This is a genomic window from Bradyrhizobium sp. LA2.1 (assembly GCF_040547725.1).
In the GTDB taxonomy this organism is placed as follows: Bacteria; Pseudomonadota; Alphaproteobacteria; order Rhizobiales; family Xanthobacteraceae; genus Bradyrhizobium; species Bradyrhizobium barranii.
Genome location: NZ_JBEPQI010000025.1, coordinates 45,324 through 61,790, shown reverse-complemented (window position 1 = coordinate 61,790; position 16,467 = coordinate 45,324). Strand labels below are relative to the sequence as shown.

Sequence of the window (16,467 nt, the reverse complement as noted above, 5' to 3'; positions counted from 1 at the left end):
GTCCGCTTTGGGCGCAAGGCGACATTCCGGGGGCGAGGCCGCATGCTACCCCCTCGAAAGCAGATATCCCGGAGTTTAGGGGGACTCGAGCTAGACGCCAAGGTATCGCTGCAGCAGTTCCGGCCGGGCCTTGAGTTCCTGCGCCGGCCCCTCGTGCACGATGTGGCCGTTGTTGATGATGTAGATCCGCGTCGCCAGCGCCAGCGTCGCTGCCAGATTCTGCTCGACCAGCACGATGGTCTGGCCGGCGGCTGCGAGCTCGCGGCAGGCCTTGACGAGATCGTGGACGATGACGGGCGCGAGCCCCTCGAACGGCTCGTCCAGCAGCACGATCTTGGGATCGCGCACCAGCGCCCGGGCGATCGCGAGCATCTGCTGTTCGCCGCCGGAGAGCTCGGTGCCGCGGTTGTTGCGCCGCTCCTTCAGCCGAGGAAACATCTCGTAGATGCGCTCGAGCGGCCAGCGCTTCGGTGCGGTGATCCCGGCGAGGACGATGTTCTCCTCCACCGACAAGCTGCCGAAGATCCGGCGCTCCTCGTGCACGAGCTGCATGCCGGCCTGCGCGATTCGGTGGCTCTTGCGTCCGGCGATATCGATGCCGTCGAACTTCACGCTGCCGCTGCGGGGCGTCACGACGCCCATCAGGCTCTTGAGCGTCGTGCTCTTGCCGGCGCCGTTCCTCCCGAGCAGCGCCACCACCTCGTGCCGCTCGACGCGCATGGCGACGTCGAACAGGATGTGGGAGTCCCCGTAGTAGCTGTTCAGGCCGTTGACCTCGATCAGGCTCATGCGGCGATCTCTCCGTGAACGCCGCCGAGATAGGCTTCCTGCACCGCGGCGTTGGTCCTGATTTCCTCCGGTGTGCCGTCCAGCAGCACCTTGCCCTCCTGGAGCACCGTCACGCGCTCGACCAGCTCGAACAGCGAATCCATGTCGTGGTCGATGATGATCATGGTGCGCCCGCGCGCGATCGATTTGAGCAGCTTGACGGTCTCGACCCGTTCGCGCGGGCTCATGCCCGCGAGCGGCTCGTCGAGCAGCAGCAGGCGCGGCGAGGTGGCGAGCGCAAGCCCGATCTCCAGCCGGCGCTTCTCGCCATAGGCGAGCTCGGATACCGGCGTGTCGGCGCGGCGGGTCAAATTGACCAGGGCAAGCGTATGCGCCACCTGCTCCGTCAGGCCCTTGACGCCCGAGAGCTTGCGGAACAGGTCGAGCCGGAATTTGCCGCGCAGCTCGGCGAGTGCGGCGATCGTCAGGTTCTGCCGCACCGTGAGGCCCGTGAAGAGCTGGTTGACCTGGTAGCTCTTGGTAAGCCCGAGCTGGCAGACCTCGGTGACCTTCAGTCCCGTGATGTCGCGGCCCTCGAACACGATCTGGCCGGAGGTCGGCGCGATCTCGCAGGTCAGCATCTTGAAGAAGGTCGATTTGCCGGCGCCGTTGGGGCCGATGATGCCGCGCAGCTCGCCCTGATTGACGCCGAAATCGATGTTGCTATTGGCGACGAGACCGCCATAGCGCTTGGTCAGGCCCGTGGCTTTCAGAATCGGTCCGGAATAGGCGGGATGCTCGACCTCCCTGACCTGCATCGGCGCCGGCGGAGCTTGCTGTGGCGTCTCGATCTCGGCCTCCTCCTCCGTCTCCGCAGCCTTCCGCGCTCGCTTGCCGGACACGAGGCCGTAGAGATCGACGAGGCCGCCCACAATTCCGCCGCGCAGGAAGCAGACCAGCACCACGAACACGACGCCCAGCACGAGCTTCCAGGCCGCTCCGAGGCCCAGCGCGGACTGAAGGAAATCCTGAAGGAAGAGCCAAACTGTTGCGCCGACCAGCGGTCCGAACAACGTGCCGCGGCCGCCAATGGCGGTCTGCATCACGAGCTGGCCCGAGGTGTCAAAGGTGAAAGCGTCGGGCGGCATGAATGCCTGGAGCACGCCGAGCAGGCCGCCGGCGAAACCGGCGTAGGCGGCTGCGATCACGAAGGCGGTCAACTTGTAGCCGTGGATGTTGTGGCCGACGGCGGTGGCGCGCAGCGGATTGTCGCGGATCGCGCTGAAGATGGCGCCGACAGGCGAGCGGACGATCCTGAGCGCGATGATGACGCCGATGAAGTAGCACAGCGCGATGAACTGATAGAGCGACCAGCCATTGGTGAAGTGGATGGTGGTGAAGCCGAGATTGAAGCTCGGCGTCGGTACGCCCGGCAGGCCGTTCTCGCCTCCGGTGAAATCCGAGAGCGGATTGAACTCGACGAAGAAGAACACCTCCGCGATCGCCACGGTGATCATGGCGAAATAGATGCCGGTGCGGCGCAGCGCGATCAGGCCGATCAAATAGCCGGTCGCGGCTGCTGCGATCATGCCGATGATCAGCGCGCCCAGCACGTTGCCGAAGCCCGCGCGGGTCAGGAGGTAGGCCGCGACAAAGCCGCCGGTGCCGTAGAAGGCGGACTGGCCGAACGACAGCAGGCCGGTGAATCCGAACAGGATGTCGAAGCCGAGACCGAACAGGCCCCAGACCAGGATCCGGTTCACGGTGTTCGGGGCGAAGCCGAGATGAGGCAGCACGAACGGAGCTGCGATCAAACCGATCGCGGTCAGGGTCTCGATCAGGAACGGGCGTTGCTTGAGCATCAGGAAATCGCTTACTCGCGGCCCTGGACGCCGAGCAGGCCATGCGGTCGCACCACGAGCACGAGCGTCATCGCTGCAAACAGCATCACATAGGCGTAGCCGGGGTTGAACATGGAGGTGACGCTGATGATCTCGCCGGCGATCAGGCCGCCGAGGATCGCGCCCGGAAACGAGCCGACGCCGCCGATCACCACCACGACGAAGGTCTGGACCAGGATGTCGTCGCCGATGCCAGGTGTCAGCGACACCACCGGCGCGTTGACGATGCCGGCAAATCCGGCGGCCATCGCGCCGATGCCGAACACGACCATGAAGACGCGGTAGACGTTGATGCCGAGCGAATCGACCATCACCGAATCCTCGATGCCGGCGCGCACGATCATGCCGAGCCGGGTCCGGTAGAGGACGATGAACAGTGCGCCGAGGGCGACCGCGACGATGCCGACGACGGCGAGGCGGTAGGTCGGATAGAACATGAAGCCGAGATTGGTGATGCCCAGGAACAGGGCCGGCGGCGGCACCAGCTGCGACTGGCTCGAGAAGATCAGGCGCACGAGCTCGACGAAACAGATGCCGAGCCCGAAGGTCACGAGCAGCTGATCCTCGTGCGGGCGATGATAGAAATGGCGGATGATGACGCGTTCCATCGCGACGCCGAGCAGCATCACGAACAGCGAGCCGGCGATGACGGCGATGATGAAGGACTCCGTGTACTGGTAGGCGACGAAGCCGGCATAGCCGCCGATCATGAACATCGCGCCATGCGCGAGGTTGAGCACGCCGAGCGTGCCGTAGATGATGGTCAGGCCGGAGCTGATCAGCGCGAGCAGGGCGCCGAGCGCGAGCCCGTTGAAAAGCTGCGAAACGAGGTTGGGCCAACTGATCATGCGACAATCGCCGTTGTGGCGCGCCATGGTGCGCGTCAGAAAAAGGTGACGCCGCAGGACCAGAGTGAGCCCGCGGCGTCACAGGGGTTAGCGCGGGCTCAGCTGTAATCGCCGGGATGGCAGCCGAACGCGTCCGGCTTCTGCATCAGGCCTTCACCTGGGACGATCTCGACGACGTCGTACCAGTCTTCCTTGTTCTTCATGTCCTTCTGCTGCTTGCCCTTCACGATGATCACCGGGCGGACGCATTGGTGATCTTCGGGGCGGTAGTGTACGTCGCCGACCAGGGAGGGGATCGTCTCGCCCTTCTCGTAGGCCTTGATCACGTCGGGCGGATTGAAGCTACCGGCCAGCTCGCACATGTGGGCCCAGTGCGCGAAGCTGACATAGGCGTTCTCGGCGCCCCATTCGGGCTTGTAACCGTACTTCTTCTCGAAGGCCTCGTTGAACATCTTGGCGAGCGGGAACTTGTCCTCGATCGTCCACCAATAGTCGGTGGCGGCGTAGACGCCCTGCATCAGGCCGCCGGTCTCGCGCGCGATGAAGGGCACCTGGTAGGGAACGACCAGCTTCATCTTGTCGAGCACGCCGAACTGCTTGGCCTGCTGGGTCGACAGTACCGCGTCGTGGCCCCAGTTGACGTTGATGAGCACGTCGGCGCCGGAATTCGCGACGTTCAGCAGATATGAGGAGTAGTCGGGCGCGCCGAGCGGTGCGACCTGGTTGGTCACCGTCGTCCAGCCCGCAGTCGCGAGGAAGTCCTGCATCGACTTGGTGACGGTGTGGCCGTAGGTGTAATCGGGCGTCAGGTAGGCGGCCTTCTTGTTCTTGCCGAACTCCCGCACCATCACCGGGCCGATCGCGGCTGCCGCGGTCTGGCCGAAGAAGTTCTGACGGACGCCGTAGCGCACGCAGTCCTTGCCGGTGGTGTCGTTCGAGCCGGAAATGCCGCACACGAACAGCACGTGTTCGCGCTGCGCGAGCTTGTTGAGCGCGACCGCGACGGCGCTCGACGTGCCGCCGGTGATCATGATCGCCTTGTTCTCGCTGATGAAGCGCTGCTGCGCCTGCACCGCCTCGTTCGGCTTGGCTGCGGAATCCGCGACGCCGAACTTCAGCTCCTTGCCGAGCACGCCCTTGCTGGTCTTCGGCGAAATCTTCTTGATCAGGTCGTGGCCGCTGTTGATGTGCTCGATCGCGAGCTGGTAGCCCTTGAGCTCGTCCTCGCCCTGCACGGCGTAGGTGCCGGTGCGCGGGACCGAGATTCCGATGAAGGCGGTGGAACCCGAAACTCCGGCGGGATACGAGCCGATCGCCGGCTTGTCCTCGGCAAAGGCCGGCATCGCGGGCAGCATCGAGGCGCCGATGAGGCTAGCTGTGGTCTGGAGCAGGCCACGGCGCGAGAGGCCGCGGCGGATGAGATCGTCAGTCATGGTCGTTTCCTCCGAACATCGTTCTTGTTTGCAGGCGCAAGCACGACCTGTCCGGCCAGCCGACCTCGCTGGCCTGCTGCGCCGGGCACGTCACATCCGCGTGTAGCTCTTGGCCCTAAGCATTGCTTGCGAAGCCTTTCTGTCAATTTCGTCTTTGGTCGAACGACGAAAATTATCACGTGAAAACATATCGGATCACGATATATATTAGTCTTTGTGAGTACGAGGCTGGCGGGTTCGGCGAGAGAAATGGCGCGGCAGACGACAGTGGCGGGTGCCCGGAAGCGACGATCCTGGCCGCAGGAGGCGGAGCGGCCGGAGGCCGCGTGGCCCGCGGGGGAGGGCAGCGACCAGCGCGCGGCGCCGCAGTCGGGCGATGCCTCCCGCGTGTCCGAGCCGCGCAGCCGGTCAGCCGGCCGGCGCGGACCCGTCGTCGGCGCCGTCCAGGCCAAGCGCGCGCCCGGCCCGATGCAGAAGCTGAGCGTGCGTGCACAGAATGTTCTGAAGGAGCTTGCGGTGGAGCTCACCGGCGAACAGCCGCCGAAGGGGAATTGGTTGCCATCGCGCGAGTTGCTGCTCGCGCTGACGGCCGAGCGCCTTGCGACCGCGCGCAACTGCGGACCTCACACGATGCGGGAGATCGTGGATTGGGCACAAGGCTGCGGCGTGACCATCAAGCCGGTGATCCCGCCCGGCGGCTCGCTGTCGCAGATGTGGGCGGAGTTGATTGCCAATGCGTCGGCCGGGGCCTTGACCAGCGCCGAGATCGCCAGCGCGCTGCAGCGTTCGATCAGGCGGAAGAGCGTTCGCATCCCGATCGCGTTTCAGGTCATCCTGGTGAAGATCCTGCTCTCCAGTTTCGAATAGGCCCCGATATTTGTGCATCCGCGGCGCTGCTCGGTTGGTTCCGCCTGTCCTTCCTTGCTAGTCTCGGCAGCGACCGTCCGCTTCAGCGGCGGGCTTGACGTCGCAGGCAGGAATGACTCAATCTAAGCGGAAGACGACGCGTCCTGCGTCCGCGGCGCCCTCAAAGGGCGGCGCGATGCGCGAGGCCGACTATGCGGCGCTTGCACAGTTCCGCTATCAGCTCCGGACCTTCCTGGCGTTCAGCGAAGCCGCGGCCCAGAGTGCCGGGTTGACGCCGCAGCAGCATCAGGCGCTGCTGGCGATCAAGGGGCTGGCCGCCCCCGACGGCGCAAGCGTCGGCGACATCGCGCGCTTCCTCCTGATCCGGCACCATACCGCGGTGGAGCTGGTGGATCGCATGGCGAAGCTGAAGCTGATCGGCCGGGAAGCCGATCCGCAGGACGCAAGACGCGTCCTGGTCAGGCTGACGGCAAAGGGCGAGCAGAAGCTGCGATCGCTCTCGCGCATTCACCTGGACGAGCTGGGTGCCGCCGCACCCGCCCTGGCCAGGATCCTGCGATCGTTCCGGGCCAAAGCGCGCTGAGGCGCGGTTCAGGCGGCTGCGCCTTGCGCGGCGAGCTGTGCGGCCTGATGCTCGGTGGTCAGCGCGTCGGTCAGTTCGCCGAGCGCTTCGCCGGCGATCACCTGCGGCAGCTTGTAGAGCGTCAGGTTGATGCGATGATCGGTGACGCGGCCTTGCGGGAAATTATAGGTGCGGATGCGCTCGCTGCGGTCGCCGGAGCCGACCTTCTCCTTGCGCTCGGCCGAGCGGGCGGCATCGACGCGCTGGCGCTCGGCGTCGTAGATGCGCGAGCGCAGGATGTTCATGGCGGAGGCGCGGTTCTTGTGCTGCGAGCGGCTGTCTTGCATCATCACCACGATACCGGTCGGGATGTGGGTGATACGGATCGCCGATTCGGTCTTGTTGACGTGCTGGCCGCCGGCGCCTTGCGCACGCATGGTCTCGATCCGCAGATCGTCGTTCTTGATATCGACGTCGACCTCCTCGACCTCCGGCATCACGGCGACCGTCGCCGCGGAGGTGTGGATGCGTCCCTGCGTCTCGGTGTCGGGCACGCGCTGCACCCGATGCACGCCGGATTCGAATTTCAATTTCGAGAACGCGCCGCGGCCCTGGACCTCCGCGATGATTTCCTTGTAGCCGCCGACGGTGCCTTCGCTGGCCGAGATCACCTCGACCTTCCAGCCCTGCAAGCTGGCGAAGCGCTCGTACATCCGGAACAGATCGCCGGCGAACAGCGAGGCCTCATCGCCGCCGGTGCCGGCGCGGATTTCCAGCACCACGTTGCGGTCGTCCATGGCGTCCTTGGGCAGCAGCGCGACACGAATCTTCTGGACCAGCTCTTCGATCTTAGGCGCCAGCTCGTCGCGCTCGGCTTCCGCCATGCCGCGCATCTCGGCATCCGTCGCGGGATCGGCGATCAGCGCCTCGGTGTCGACGAGTTCTTTGACCGCAGAACGATACGCCTTCACCGCCTCGATCAGCGGGGTGAGCTCGGCGAGCTCGCGGGTGATCTGCACATAGCGTTCGGAGGCGAGCTGGCCGAGCGATTCGGCCTCGAGCGAGGCGTGATGCGCGAGCAGGACGTCCAGTTTGGCTTCGGGGAGTGACGACATCGGTTCAGTCTCAAATGGCGGAAGAGGGCGAGGCGGCGGGAGGGGGCGACAGGCCCGCTACAACGCCAGGCCTTCGGCCTCGGCAAATTCCGTCAGCTTCTGCCGGATCGAGACGCTGCCGGAGGGCGCGTCCAGCAGCGGGCCGAGCATCGCTTCGGCCTTCTTGGCGTCGAGATCGATCACCATCGCCTTGACCGGACCGAGCGCCGTCGCCGAAAGCGACAGCGAGCGATAGCCCATCGCGATCAGCGCCAGTGCGCCGATCGGCTTGGAGGCCATCTCGCCGCAGAGCGACAGCGACTTCTTTGCCGCGTTGGACTTCTGTGCGATCTCGCGCAGCACGCGCAGGATCGGCGCCGACATGGTGTCGAAGCGCTCGGAAACCTTGGCATTGCCGCGGTCGACCGCGAACAGGAACTGGAACAGATCGTTGGAGCCGACCGAGATGAAGTCGACCTTCTTCAGGAGCTCGTCGAGCTGGTAGAGCAGGGCGGGCACCTCGACCATGGTGCCGATGTCGATGCGCTCCGGCAGCGTGTGGCCGTGCTGGCGCAGGTAGGTCAGCTCGCGCTCGACCAGCGCTTTCGCCGAGTCGAACTCCGCGACCTCCGAGATCATCGGGAACATGATGCGCAGCGCGCGGCCGCCGCCGGCGCGCAGCAGCGCGCGGATCTGGCCGCGCAGCAGGCCGGGGCGATCGAGGCCAAGCCGGATCGCGCGCCACCCGAGTGCGGGATTCTCCTCGATCACCGCTTCCATATAGGGCAGTGCCTTGTCGCCGCCGATGTCGAGGGTGCGGAAGGTGACGGGCTTGGTGCCGGCAGCATCCAGCACCGTGCGATAGAGCGCGAGCTGGTCGCTGGTGCGCGGCAGGCTCTGCCCCACCATGAATTGCAGCTCGGTGCGGAACAGGCCGATGCCGGCGCTGCCGGTGTCTTCGATATGCGGCAGGTCGATCGCAAGACCTGCGTTGATCATCAGCTCGACCTTCTGGCCGTCCTTGGTGACGCAGGGACGGTCGCGCAGCGCAAGGTATTGCGCCTGGCGGCGGGCGCGGAAGCGCACGCGTTCGGCAAAGGCAGCTTCGACCTCCTGCGACGGGCGCACATAGATCGAGCCCGAGGTGCCGTCGACGATGATGGCGTCGCCGGGATCGGCGATGCCGGGCGCGTTCGGGACTTCGCCGACCGCGGGGATGCCGAGCGCGCGGGCCACGATCGAGACGTGGGAGTTGGCGGTGCCTTCCTCCAGCACGATGCCGCGCAGGCGCTTGCGGTCGTAGTCGAGCAGCGCCGCCGGGCCCATTGCGCGCGCGATGACGATGGCGTTGTCCGGCAATTGCTCACGCGACGGCGCATGATCCTGGCCGACCAGCTGCCGCATCAGGCGGTAGCCGAGATCCTCGAGATCGTGCAGCCGGTCGCGCAGATAAGGGTCGGTCGAGCGCAGCATGCGCGCGCGGGTGTCGGACTGCACGCGTTCGACGGCGGCTTCCGCCGTGAGGCCGGTGGCGACCGCCTCATGCAGCTTGTGCGACCAGCCCTGGTCGTTGGCGAACATGCGATAGGCTTCCAGCACCTCGCGGTGCTCGCCGCCCTCGGCAACGTCGCCACGCTCCAGCATGCGGTCGAGATCGGCGCGCAGCTTGGCGAGCGCGGTGTCGAGCCGCTTGATCTCCTTCGGCAGATCCTCGGCGATGTAGTCCTTGATGACGACGCGCGGCTCGTGCAGCACGACATGGCCGAGCGCAATGCCCTCCGAGAGGATGGCGCCGACCTTCTGCGCCGAATGGCGCGCGGCAGGCTCCTGGCCCGGCTGGGCCAGCGCAGACAATTCGCCGGAGGCGATCAGCTCCGCCAGCACCATCGCGGTGGTCTGGAGCGCCTCGAGCTCCTCCTCGACATAATTGCGCTTGGCGCGGTTCTGCACCACCAGCACGCCGAGCGTGTTACCGGCACGCAGGATCGGCACGCCGAGGAAGGAATGGTAGATTTCTTCGCCGGTCTCCGGGCGGAACGAGAAGGCCGGGTGGCTTTGCGCGTCGCTGAGGTTGAGCGGGGTCGCCTCGCTGGCGACGAGGCCGACCAGGCCCTCATGGGCGCTCAGCACGGTGTGATGCACCGCCTCGCGGTTGAGGCCTTCGGTGGCGTAGAGCTCGAGCGTGTTGTCGATGCGCAGCACATAGACCGAGCACACCTCGGCCACCATATTGGCGGCGATCAGCACCACGATCTTGTCCAGCCGCTCCTGGGCCGAGACCTGCTCCGCCATGGTTTCGCGGAGCCGTCTCAACAAGACGCGGGGACCTCCCGACGCGCTCCGCATGAACCGTCAATCTCCTCCGTCTGCCTGGCCCGGCGGTATCGGCCGGCGGCTGGCCCAAAATTCCAGAAAAACAACCAAATTGTTCGTCCGGCGCAGGCACAAACACAAATCTACTCAAGATTTAGCGCTTGCACCGAATCAGCGCCGCCTGAACTGGGACACAGTCTGCGGCAGCCCACCCTGTTCGCCGTATAGCGAATTGAGGCTTGTTTTGCCAAGCAAAACGCCTGCCAAACGCGAAGGTGTGTACACCTTCGCGTTTGCTGCGACCGCTAAGAGAAAATTCGTCTAGGCCTGATCGAGACCATAGAGCGTGTGCAGGGTGCGCACCGCAAGCTCGGTATAGGCGGTGTCGATCAAAACCGAGAATTTGATCTCGGAGGTTGTGATGGCCCGGATGTTGATATTCCGTCCGGCGAGGGCCGAGAACGCCTGGGCGGCGACGCCGGCGTGGCTGCGCATGCCGCTGCCGATTACCGATATCTTGGCGACGTCGGTGGCGGTATCGAGCCGGGCATAGCCGATCTTGCCCTTGGCGGCCGTGATCGTGTCCTTGGCACGGGTGTAGTCGGCCGCCGGCACCGTGAAGGTGAGATCGGTGGTCTTGCCGTCCTCGGAGACGTTCTGCACGATCATGTCGACGTTGATGTTGGCATCCGCCAGCGGGCCGAAGATCGACGCTGCCACGCCGGGCTTGTCCTCGATCTGGCGTACCGAGATCTGGGCCTCGTCCTTCGAAAAGGCGATGCCGGTGACGACGTGGCTTTCCATGATCTCCTCCTCGCTGCAGATCAGCGTGCCGGGCGGCTGGTTGGCATGCGGGTCGATATCCTCGGGCTTGTCGAAGCTCGAGCGGACGAAGATCGGCATGTTGTGGACCATGCCGAGTTCCACCGAGCGGACCTGGAGCACTTTTGCGCCCTGGGAGGCCAGTTCCAGCATGTCTTCGAACGCGATCTTGTCGAGGCGGCGGGCCTTCGGCACGATTCGCGGGTCGGTGGTGTAGACGCCGTCGACGTCGGTGTAGATGTCGCAGCGGTCGGCCTTGACGGCGGCGGCGATCGCCACGGCCGAGGTATCGGAGCCGCCGCGGCCGAGCGTGGTGATGCGATTGGTCTCGGGGTTGATGCCCTGGAAGCCGGCGATGACCGCGACCTCCTTGCGCTCCCGGAAGCGCTTGATGATCTCGCTGCCGTCGATGTCCTCGATTCGGGCCGAGGCATGGGCGTCGCTGGTCTTGATCGGGATCTGCCAGCCCTGCCAGGAGCGGGCCTGGATGCCCATGCCCTGAAGCACGATGGCGAGCAGGCCCGACGTCACCTGTTCGCCGGAGGCGACAACGGCGTCGTATTCGCGCGCGTCGTGCATCGGCGAGGCCTCGGTGCACCAGGCCACCAGCTCGTTGGTTTTACCGGACATCGCCGAGACGACCACGGCCACTTCATGGCCGGCGTCGACCTCACGCTTCACATGGCGTGCGACGTTGCGGATACGTTCGATATTGGCGACGGACGTGCCGCCGAATTTCATCACGAGGCGGCTCATGACGACGCGTGCATTCCCTCATAAGGATCAGTATGGTGACCCGCACCGGACGGGTGCCGGCGGACACCGACCGCGCGTATACATAGCGGCGGGGCCGGGGGCAAGCGGGTTCCTGCGGGGGCAGGGTAAGGTCCGACCTAAGGTCTGGCTTGGGGGTATGGGTTAACCGAGATCATGGCGCGTTATATCGACGAGATCCTGCAACCGGGCGAGCGGGTGCTGTATTCGACCAATGCGCACTGGATCTTCTATTTTCCGGCCATCGTGGCCTGGATCGTGGCTCTCGCCTTTCTCGTCCTGATGCCGCAGGCCACGGCCGATGGCCTCAGGGTGCTGTGCCTCATAGCCGCCGGCGTCGTGGCTTTGGCCGCCCTTTACTGGACCATCAGGGGCTGGTTCCATCGCTTCACGACCGAGACCGACGTCACCAACTTGCGGGTTGTGCACAAGACGGGGTTCATCAAGCGCCGGACCTTTGAAATGGCGCTGGACAAGGTCGAGAGTGTCGACGTCGACCAGTCGATTCTTGGACGTATTCTCAACTACGGCGACGTGACGATTCGCGGCGTTGGCGAGGGGATCGAAAAGATCACGACCGTCGACACGCCGCTCGCCTTCCGTAGTTCGATCACCACGCGGTAGGACCGCGCCTAACCATGAGCATGCAGCAAAATACTTCCGCAACCGCCACCGCCCAGCCGGGCTCGACCGTCGACGCCGCCGAGATCGCGAAATTCTCGAAACTTTCGGCCGAGTGGTGGGACCCCAATGGCAAGATGGCCCCGCTGCATCGGATCAACCCGTTGCGGCTCGGCTATATCCGCGACGCCGCCTGCCGCAAGTTCGAGCGCAATGTGCGCAGCCTCAACTGCCTCGGCGGCCTGCGCGTGCTCGACATCGGCTGCGGCGCCGGCCTGTTGTGCGAGCCGCTGTCGCGCCTCGGTGCCCAGGTCATCGGCGTCGATCCCTCGGTCAGCAACATCGCCGCCGCGAAACTGCATGCCGACAAGAGCCATCTGTCGATCGATTACCGCTGCACCACGGTCGAGGAGATCGACCCGCGCGAGCGCTTCGACATCGTGCTGGCGATGGAAGTGGTCGAGCACGTCGTCGATGTCGGCGTTTTCCTCAAGCGCTGCGCGGCGCTGCTGAAGCCGAACGGGCTGATGGTGGTCTCGACGCTGAACCGGAACTGGAAGAGCTTTGCGCTCGCCATCGTCGGCGCCGAATACGTCCTGCGCTGGCTGCCGCGCGGCACCCATGAATGGAACAAGTTCGTCACCCCCGACGAGCTGACGAAGTATCTTTTGGACAACCGTCTCGTCATCACCGAGCAGACCGGCGTCGTCTACTCACCCTTCGCCGACAAATGGACCCTCTCGTCGGATATGGACGTGAACTACATGGTCGTAGCGGAAGGGATGGTGTGAGGACTGAGTAGGGTGCGAGCTGTTTCTCCACAAACGGTGTCGTCCCTGCGAACGCAGGGACCCATACCCCCAGGGAGCAGTTTGGCGAAGACTGCCGACCCGCGCGTCTACCACCGCGGCGCAACCGACAGATTCCGCGGTATGGGTCCCTGCGTTCGCAGGGACGACACCGAATTTGTTGCGCGAGCATCGCACCCATGACGTGGGCGTGATTGACCTGCTTCGCCGCTAGCGGCAGGTTGGCCACGGCTTCCCCTCCTACCGCTCCACCCGCATGCTTACCATCGCCAGCCTCTGGATTCCCTTCACCGTCATTGCTGCGTTAGGCCAGGTCGCGCGCAATGCGATGCAGCGGTCGCTGACGAAGCCGCTGGGGACCTGGGGCGCGACCAATATCCGCTTCCTGTTCGGCTTCCCGTTCTCGCTGCTGTTTCTGGGCGTGGTGCTGGTCGCGACCGGTGATCACCTCGGCATGCCGCCGACCGTGTTCTGGCCCTGGCTGCTGCTCGGGGCGCTCAGCCAGATCGTTGCGACCGGGCTGATGCTGCTCGCGATGAACGATCGCTCCTTCGTGGTGACGACGGCCTACCTCAAGACCGAGGCGATCCAGACCGCGATTTTCGGCTTCGTCTTCCTCGGCGATCATCTCACCTGGCTCAAGGTGCTGGCGATCGTGATCGCGACTGTCGGCGTTGTCATCACGGCCCTGCGGCCCGGCGGCGAGAAGAGCTTTGCCGAGCTGAAGCCGACCATCACCGGTCTCGTCGCGGCTGCGGCGTTCGCGTTGTCAGCGGTCGGTTTTCGCGGCGCGATCATCAACGTGCCTGATGTCTCCTTCGTGACGGCGGCGTCGTTCACGCTGGTGCTCGGTCTGTTCGTGCAGACGCTGGTGCTGACGATCTATCTGCTCTGGCGCGCGCCAAAGGTGCTCCAGTCGATCCTGGGATTGTGGAAGCCGTCGCTGCTCGCCGGCTTCATGGGCGCGTTCGCCTCGCAATTCTGGTTCCTGGCCTTCGCGCTGACGGCCGCCGCCAATGTCCGCACGCTCGCTTTGATCGAGGTGCTGTTCGCGCAAGGCGTGGCGTATTACTCGTTCAATCAGCCGATCGCGCCGCGCGAGATTTTTGGTATCGCGTTGATCGTCGTTGGCGTTGCGGTGCTGGTGGGGGCCTAGTTCCTATCTTCCGGCAGCGTCGGCAGCGGCGACACCTCGATGCCTTCGTCGATCAACGACTTTGCCTCGTCGGGCGAAGCCTCGCCATAGATCGGACGGTGCTCCTTGTCGCCGTAATGCATCGCGCGGGCTTCGTTCGCAAAACGCTCGCCGACATTGTCGGCGTTCTTGACGATGTGATCGCGCAGCTCCTTGAGCTTGGCGCGCAACTCGCGCTCCTGCGCCATCATCAGCGAGGTCGGTCCCGACGGCGCGGCCTCGGGCGCAGGCGTTGAAGCCGGCTCCGGCGGCGGCGTCGCCCGTCCGCGGCCCTTCTTGCCGATGATCCGCGGGGCCATGATCGCCTTCTCGACCTTGGCCGAGCCGCAGATCGGGCAAGTCACGAGCTTGCGCTTCACCTGCGAATCATAAGCCGACGAGCTCTGGAACCAGCTTTCGAATGCGTGGCTTCGGTCGCAGTGGAGCGCGTAGCGGATCATGCCGATCCCCGCACGAGGTGAAGATGGTCCGGCCCGGCCTTGGGATCGGCGACGCCGAAGCGGCGGCCGTGCTGAAGCGAGGGGATCGCGCGGCGGGCGGTCTCGACCTTGGCCGGGTCGATCTTGGCCATGATGATGCCGGGCTCGACGTCGCCCTCGGCGAGGATCTCGCCCCAGGGGTCGATGATCAGCGAGTGACCATAGGTCTCGCGCTTGTTCTCGTGCAGGCCGGCCTGTGCCGCTGCGAAGATGAAGCAGCCGGTCTCGATCGCGCGCGAGCGCAGCAGGATATGCCAGTGCGCCTCACCGGTCTTGCGGGTGAAGGCCGAGGGCACCGTGATGAAATACGCGCCGCTCTCGGCCAGCGCGCGGTAGAGCGCCGGGAAGCGCACGTCGTAGCAGATCGTCAGCCCGACGCGGCCCCAGGGCAGGTCGGAGATCACGGCGGTCTCGCCCGGCTGGTAATTGGCGGATTCGCGATAGCTCTCGCCGTCCGGCAACTCGATGTCGAACATGTGGATCTTGTCGTAGCTCGCGAGCACATTGCCCTCGGGGCCAATCAGGAAGGACCGATTGACTGCTTTCTCCGGCGAGAAGCGCAGCGCCAGCGATCCGACATGGATGTGGATCTTCAGTTCGGCCGCGAGCGCGCAATAGGCCCTTAGCGAGGTGTCGTCCTCTTCGCTCTGGAGGTGCTCGAACAGCGCCTTGCGATTGAGCTGCATCATGTTGCTGACTTCGGGCGTCTGCACGTAATCGGCGCCATCGGCCGCAGCCTGCCGGATCAGCCTGGTGGCCTGCGCGAGGCTCGGCTCGGGCATCAGGCCGGTGCGCATCTGGATCATCGCGGCGGTGAAGGTGCGATCCTCGCTCATGACACCGCCTTTACGCTTTCGAGCAGGCCGTCGAGCTTGCCCTCGCGGTCGAGCGCATAGAGCTCGTCGCAACCGCCGACATGGGTTCCGCCGATCCAGATCTGCGGGAAAGTCGAGCCCCCGCCGGCGCGGTCGTACATCTCTTCGCGCCAGGACGGGTTCCTGGCGATGTCGAACTCCGTGAAGGTTGCCTTCTTGCGGGTCAGCAGCGATTTGGCAGCGGAACAATAGCCACAGCCCGGCCTGGTGTAGATTTCGACAGCGTCGGTCATGTCGTGTGGCGCTCTCATGTCATGAAGTCATTGAATTATATGGGACGGGGGCCGCTCTCGACAACCCGGGCGAACACCAGCACGTCCACCTGGGCCGCCTTGGCGCGGAGCAGGGCCCGCGCGCAGGCGTCCAGCGTCGCCCCCGAGGTCAGGACATCGTCGATCAGGACGATGCGGCGGCCCTGGATTTCCGCCTGGCGGTCGAGGGATACCTGGAATGCGCCCTGCACATTGGTGGCGCGCTGGGTCCGCGACAGGCCAATCTGCTGCTCAGTCGCACGCACCCGGCGCAGCACTTCGCCGCGCACCCTGACACCGCTCTGCCGCGCGATGATGCGCGCCAGCGCCCCGGACTGGTTGTAGCGGCGCCGCCACGCCCGGCGCCAATGCAGGGGAACGGGCACCAGCATGTCGGCCTCGGTCAGTAGCTCGCCGCCTGCCCGCGCCATCCAGCGGCCCATGGCCGGCGCCAGATCGGTACGGTCCTGGTATTTCAGCGCATGCACCAGCGTGCGCGCGACGTCGTCATAGCGCACCGCCGCGCGTGCACGCTGGTAGGCCGGCGGGCTCGCGATCGCCTCCATCGACAGCATCTCGGGGCCGGGATCATAGACGAAGGGAATGCCGAGGCGCGGGCAGTAGGGCCGTTCGATGAACGACAGCCGCGCCCAGCAGGCCGCGCAGACGCCTTCGCCATCGACCGGCTCCCGGCAGGACACGCACAATGTCGGCAGCGCAATGTCGAGCGCGAGCCGTGCGGCGCGCGACAGAACGTGGCGGCCGGCCGTCCACGCGGCACGCAGCGGCGCGGCGATGGAGCGGGTGGGGGCGGCGTCGGCTTCCATGAGGAGAGGCTAGCGTTCCGCTTGCGAG

General features: G+C 65.5%; 16 protein-coding genes. 5 read left to right on the top strand and 11 right to left on the bottom strand.

The window, feature by feature from the left end:
* Nucleotides 1-90 precede the first annotated feature (90 nt).
* The 4 genes from ABIB95_RS36125 to ABIB95_RS36110 all read right to left on the bottom strand — a co-directional run bounded on the left by ABIB95_RS36125 (nt 91) and on the right by ABIB95_RS36110 (nt 4,950).
* Nucleotides 91-789 carry an ABC transporter ATP-binding protein gene (locus tag ABIB95_RS36125; RefSeq protein WP_354246763.1) on the bottom strand — a complete coding sequence of 233 codons (699 nt, stop codon included), beginning with the start codon at nt 787-789 and terminating at the stop codon, nt 91-93.
* Entirely contained in the window at nt 786-2,630 is a 1,845-nt protein-coding gene (locus ABIB95_RS36120; protein ID WP_354246760.1) for a branched-chain amino acid ABC transporter ATP-binding protein/permease, read from the bottom strand. The genes ABIB95_RS36125 and ABIB95_RS36120 overlap by 4 nt, the downstream gene beginning before the upstream one ends.
* A gap of 11 nt (nt 2,631-2,641) precedes the next feature.
* The gene (locus ABIB95_RS36115; RefSeq protein WP_354246757.1) at nt 2,642-3,517 is read right to left on the bottom strand and encodes a branched-chain amino acid ABC transporter permease; all 876 of its coding nucleotides are present in this window, start codon (nt 3,515-3,517) and stop codon (nt 2,642-2,644) included.
* A gap of 98 nt (nt 3,518-3,615) precedes the next feature.
* Complete coding sequence (locus tag ABIB95_RS36110; protein WP_354246754.1) at nt 3,616-4,950, bottom strand: substrate-binding protein; 1,335 nt, start codon at nt 4,948-4,950, stop codon at nt 3,616-3,618.
* Between the two features lie 249 nt (nt 4,951-5,199).
* Here ABIB95_RS36110 and ABIB95_RS36105 point away from each other — a divergent pair, with 249 nt between their 5' ends.
* Nucleotides 5,200-5,817, top strand: a complete 618-nt coding sequence (locus tag ABIB95_RS36105; RefSeq protein ID WP_354246751.1) for a hypothetical protein — start codon at nt 5,200-5,202, stop codon at nt 5,815-5,817.
* Nucleotides 5,818-5,929: 112 nt separating this feature from the next.
* On the top strand, nt 5,930-6,400 hold the full coding sequence (locus ABIB95_RS36100; protein WP_063980568.1) for a MarR family winged helix-turn-helix transcriptional regulator: 471 nt from the start codon (nt 5,930-5,932) through the stop codon (nt 6,398-6,400).
* 8 nt (nt 6,401-6,408) lie between these two features.
* On the opposite strand, the gene prfA is transcribed toward ABIB95_RS36100, so the two are convergent.
* From prfA to ABIB95_RS36085, 3 genes are all read right to left on the bottom strand, one after another.
* The gene (gene prfA / locus ABIB95_RS36095) at nt 6,409-7,494 is read right to left on the bottom strand and encodes a peptide chain release factor 1 (protein WP_354246748.1); all 1,086 of its coding nucleotides are present in this window, start codon (nt 7,492-7,494) and stop codon (nt 6,409-6,411) included.
* Nucleotides 7,495-7,551: 57 nt separating this feature from the next.
* Nucleotides 7,552-9,819: a phosphoenolpyruvate--protein phosphotransferase gene (gene ptsP, locus ABIB95_RS36090; RefSeq protein ID WP_354246745.1), complete on the bottom strand. Its 2,268-nt coding sequence runs from the start codon at nt 9,817-9,819 to the stop codon at nt 7,552-7,554.
* Nucleotides 9,820-10,107: 288 nt separating this feature from the next.
* Entirely contained in the window at nt 10,108-11,364 is a 1,257-nt protein-coding gene (locus tag ABIB95_RS36085; protein WP_063980571.1) for an aspartate kinase, read from the bottom strand.
* A 174-nt stretch (nt 11,365-11,538) separates the two neighbouring features.
* Here ABIB95_RS36085 and ABIB95_RS36080 point away from each other — a divergent pair, with 174 nt between their 5' ends.
* From ABIB95_RS36080 to ABIB95_RS36070, 3 genes are all read left to right on the top strand, one after another.
* Entirely contained in the window at nt 11,539-12,006 is a 468-nt protein-coding gene (locus tag ABIB95_RS36080; RefSeq protein WP_354246742.1) for a PH domain-containing protein, read from the top strand.
* Nucleotides 12,007-12,020: 14 nt separating this feature from the next.
* Entirely contained in the window at nt 12,021-12,794 is a 774-nt protein-coding gene (gene ubiG, locus ABIB95_RS36075) for a bifunctional 2-polyprenyl-6-hydroxyphenol methylase/3-demethylubiquinol 3-O-methyltransferase UbiG (protein WP_071908492.1), read from the top strand.
* Between the two features lie 274 nt (nt 12,795-13,068).
* Nucleotides 13,069-13,968, top strand: a complete 900-nt coding sequence (locus ABIB95_RS36070) for an EamA family transporter (RefSeq protein WP_354246738.1) — start codon at nt 13,069-13,071, stop codon at nt 13,966-13,968.
* On the opposite strand, the gene ABIB95_RS36065 is transcribed toward ABIB95_RS36070, so the two are convergent.
* Genes ABIB95_RS36065 through ABIB95_RS36050 form a run of 4 tightly spaced genes read right to left on the bottom strand, consistent with a single transcriptional unit; the run spans nt 13,965 to nt 16,439 of the window.
* Entirely contained in the window at nt 13,965-14,447 is a 483-nt protein-coding gene (locus ABIB95_RS36065; RefSeq protein WP_063980575.1) for a DUF1178 family protein, read from the bottom strand. The two genes, ABIB95_RS36070 and ABIB95_RS36065, sit on opposite strands and share 4 nt — an antisense overlap.
* Nucleotides 14,444-15,322, bottom strand: a complete 879-nt coding sequence (locus ABIB95_RS36060; RefSeq protein WP_354246735.1) for a carbon-nitrogen hydrolase family protein — start codon at nt 15,320-15,322, stop codon at nt 14,444-14,446. Before ABIB95_RS36060 ends, ABIB95_RS36065 begins: the two co-directional genes overlap by 4 nt.
* Nucleotides 15,319-15,594 carry a glutaredoxin 3 gene (grxC, locus tag ABIB95_RS36055; protein WP_063980577.1) on the bottom strand — a complete coding sequence of 92 codons (276 nt, stop codon included), beginning with the start codon at nt 15,592-15,594 and terminating at the stop codon, nt 15,319-15,321. Before grxC ends, ABIB95_RS36060 begins: the two co-directional genes overlap by 4 nt.
* Nucleotides 15,595-15,629: 35 nt before the next feature.
* A complete protein-coding gene (locus tag ABIB95_RS36050) occupies nt 15,630-16,439 on the bottom strand; it encodes a ComF family protein (RefSeq protein ID WP_354246732.1) in 810 nt (269 codons plus the stop codon).
* Nucleotides 16,440-16,467 lie beyond the last annotated feature (28 nt).

Bases quoted from the DNA above. Each gene is read 5' to 3' on its own strand.
- ABIB95_RS36125 (WP_354246763.1), bottom strand. From the start codon at position 789: ATGAGCCTGATCGAGGTCAACGGCCTGAACAGCTACTACGGGGACTCC.
- ABIB95_RS36120 (WP_354246760.1), bottom strand. From the start codon at position 2,630: ATGCTCAAGCAACGCCCGTTCCTGATCGAGACCCTGACCGCGATCGGT.
- ABIB95_RS36115 (WP_354246757.1), bottom strand. From the start codon at position 3,517: ATGATCAGTTGGCCCAACCTCGTTTCGCAGCTTTTCAACGGGCTCGCG.
- ABIB95_RS36110 (WP_354246754.1), bottom strand. From the start codon at position 4,950: ATGACTGACGATCTCATCCGCCGCGGCCTCTCGCGCCGTGGCCTGCTC.
- ABIB95_RS36105 (WP_354246751.1), top strand. From the start codon at position 5,200: ATGGCGCGGCAGACGACAGTGGCGGGTGCCCGGAAGCGACGATCCTGG.
- ABIB95_RS36100 (WP_063980568.1), top strand. From the start codon at position 5,930: ATGACTCAATCTAAGCGGAAGACGACGCGTCCTGCGTCCGCGGCGCCC.
- prfA (WP_354246748.1), bottom strand. From the start codon at position 7,494: ATGTCGTCACTCCCCGAAGCCAAACTGGACGTCCTGCTCGCGCATCAC.
- ptsP (WP_354246745.1), bottom strand. From the start codon at position 9,819: ATGCGGAGCGCGTCGGGAGGTCCCCGCGTCTTGTTGAGACGGCTCCGC.
- ABIB95_RS36085 (WP_063980571.1), bottom strand. From the start codon at position 11,364: ATGAGCCGCCTCGTGATGAAATTCGGCGGCACGTCCGTCGCCAATATC.
- ABIB95_RS36080 (WP_354246742.1), top strand. From the start codon at position 11,539: ATGGCGCGTTATATCGACGAGATCCTGCAACCGGGCGAGCGGGTGCTG.
- ubiG (WP_071908492.1), top strand. From the start codon at position 12,021: ATGAGCATGCAGCAAAATACTTCCGCAACCGCCACCGCCCAGCCGGGC.
- ABIB95_RS36070 (WP_354246738.1), top strand. From the start codon at position 13,069: ATGCTTACCATCGCCAGCCTCTGGATTCCCTTCACCGTCATTGCTGCG.
- ABIB95_RS36065 (WP_063980575.1), bottom strand. From the start codon at position 14,447: ATGATCCGCTACGCGCTCCACTGCGACCGAAGCCACGCATTCGAAAGC.
- ABIB95_RS36060 (WP_354246735.1), bottom strand. From the start codon at position 15,322: ATGAGCGAGGATCGCACCTTCACCGCCGCGATGATCCAGATGCGCACC.
- grxC (WP_063980577.1), bottom strand. From the start codon at position 15,594: ATGACCGACGCTGTCGAAATCTACACCAGGCCGGGCTGTGGCTATTGT.
- ABIB95_RS36050 (WP_354246732.1), bottom strand. From the start codon at position 16,439: ATGGAAGCCGACGCCGCCCCCACCCGCTCCATCGCCGCGCCGCTGCGT.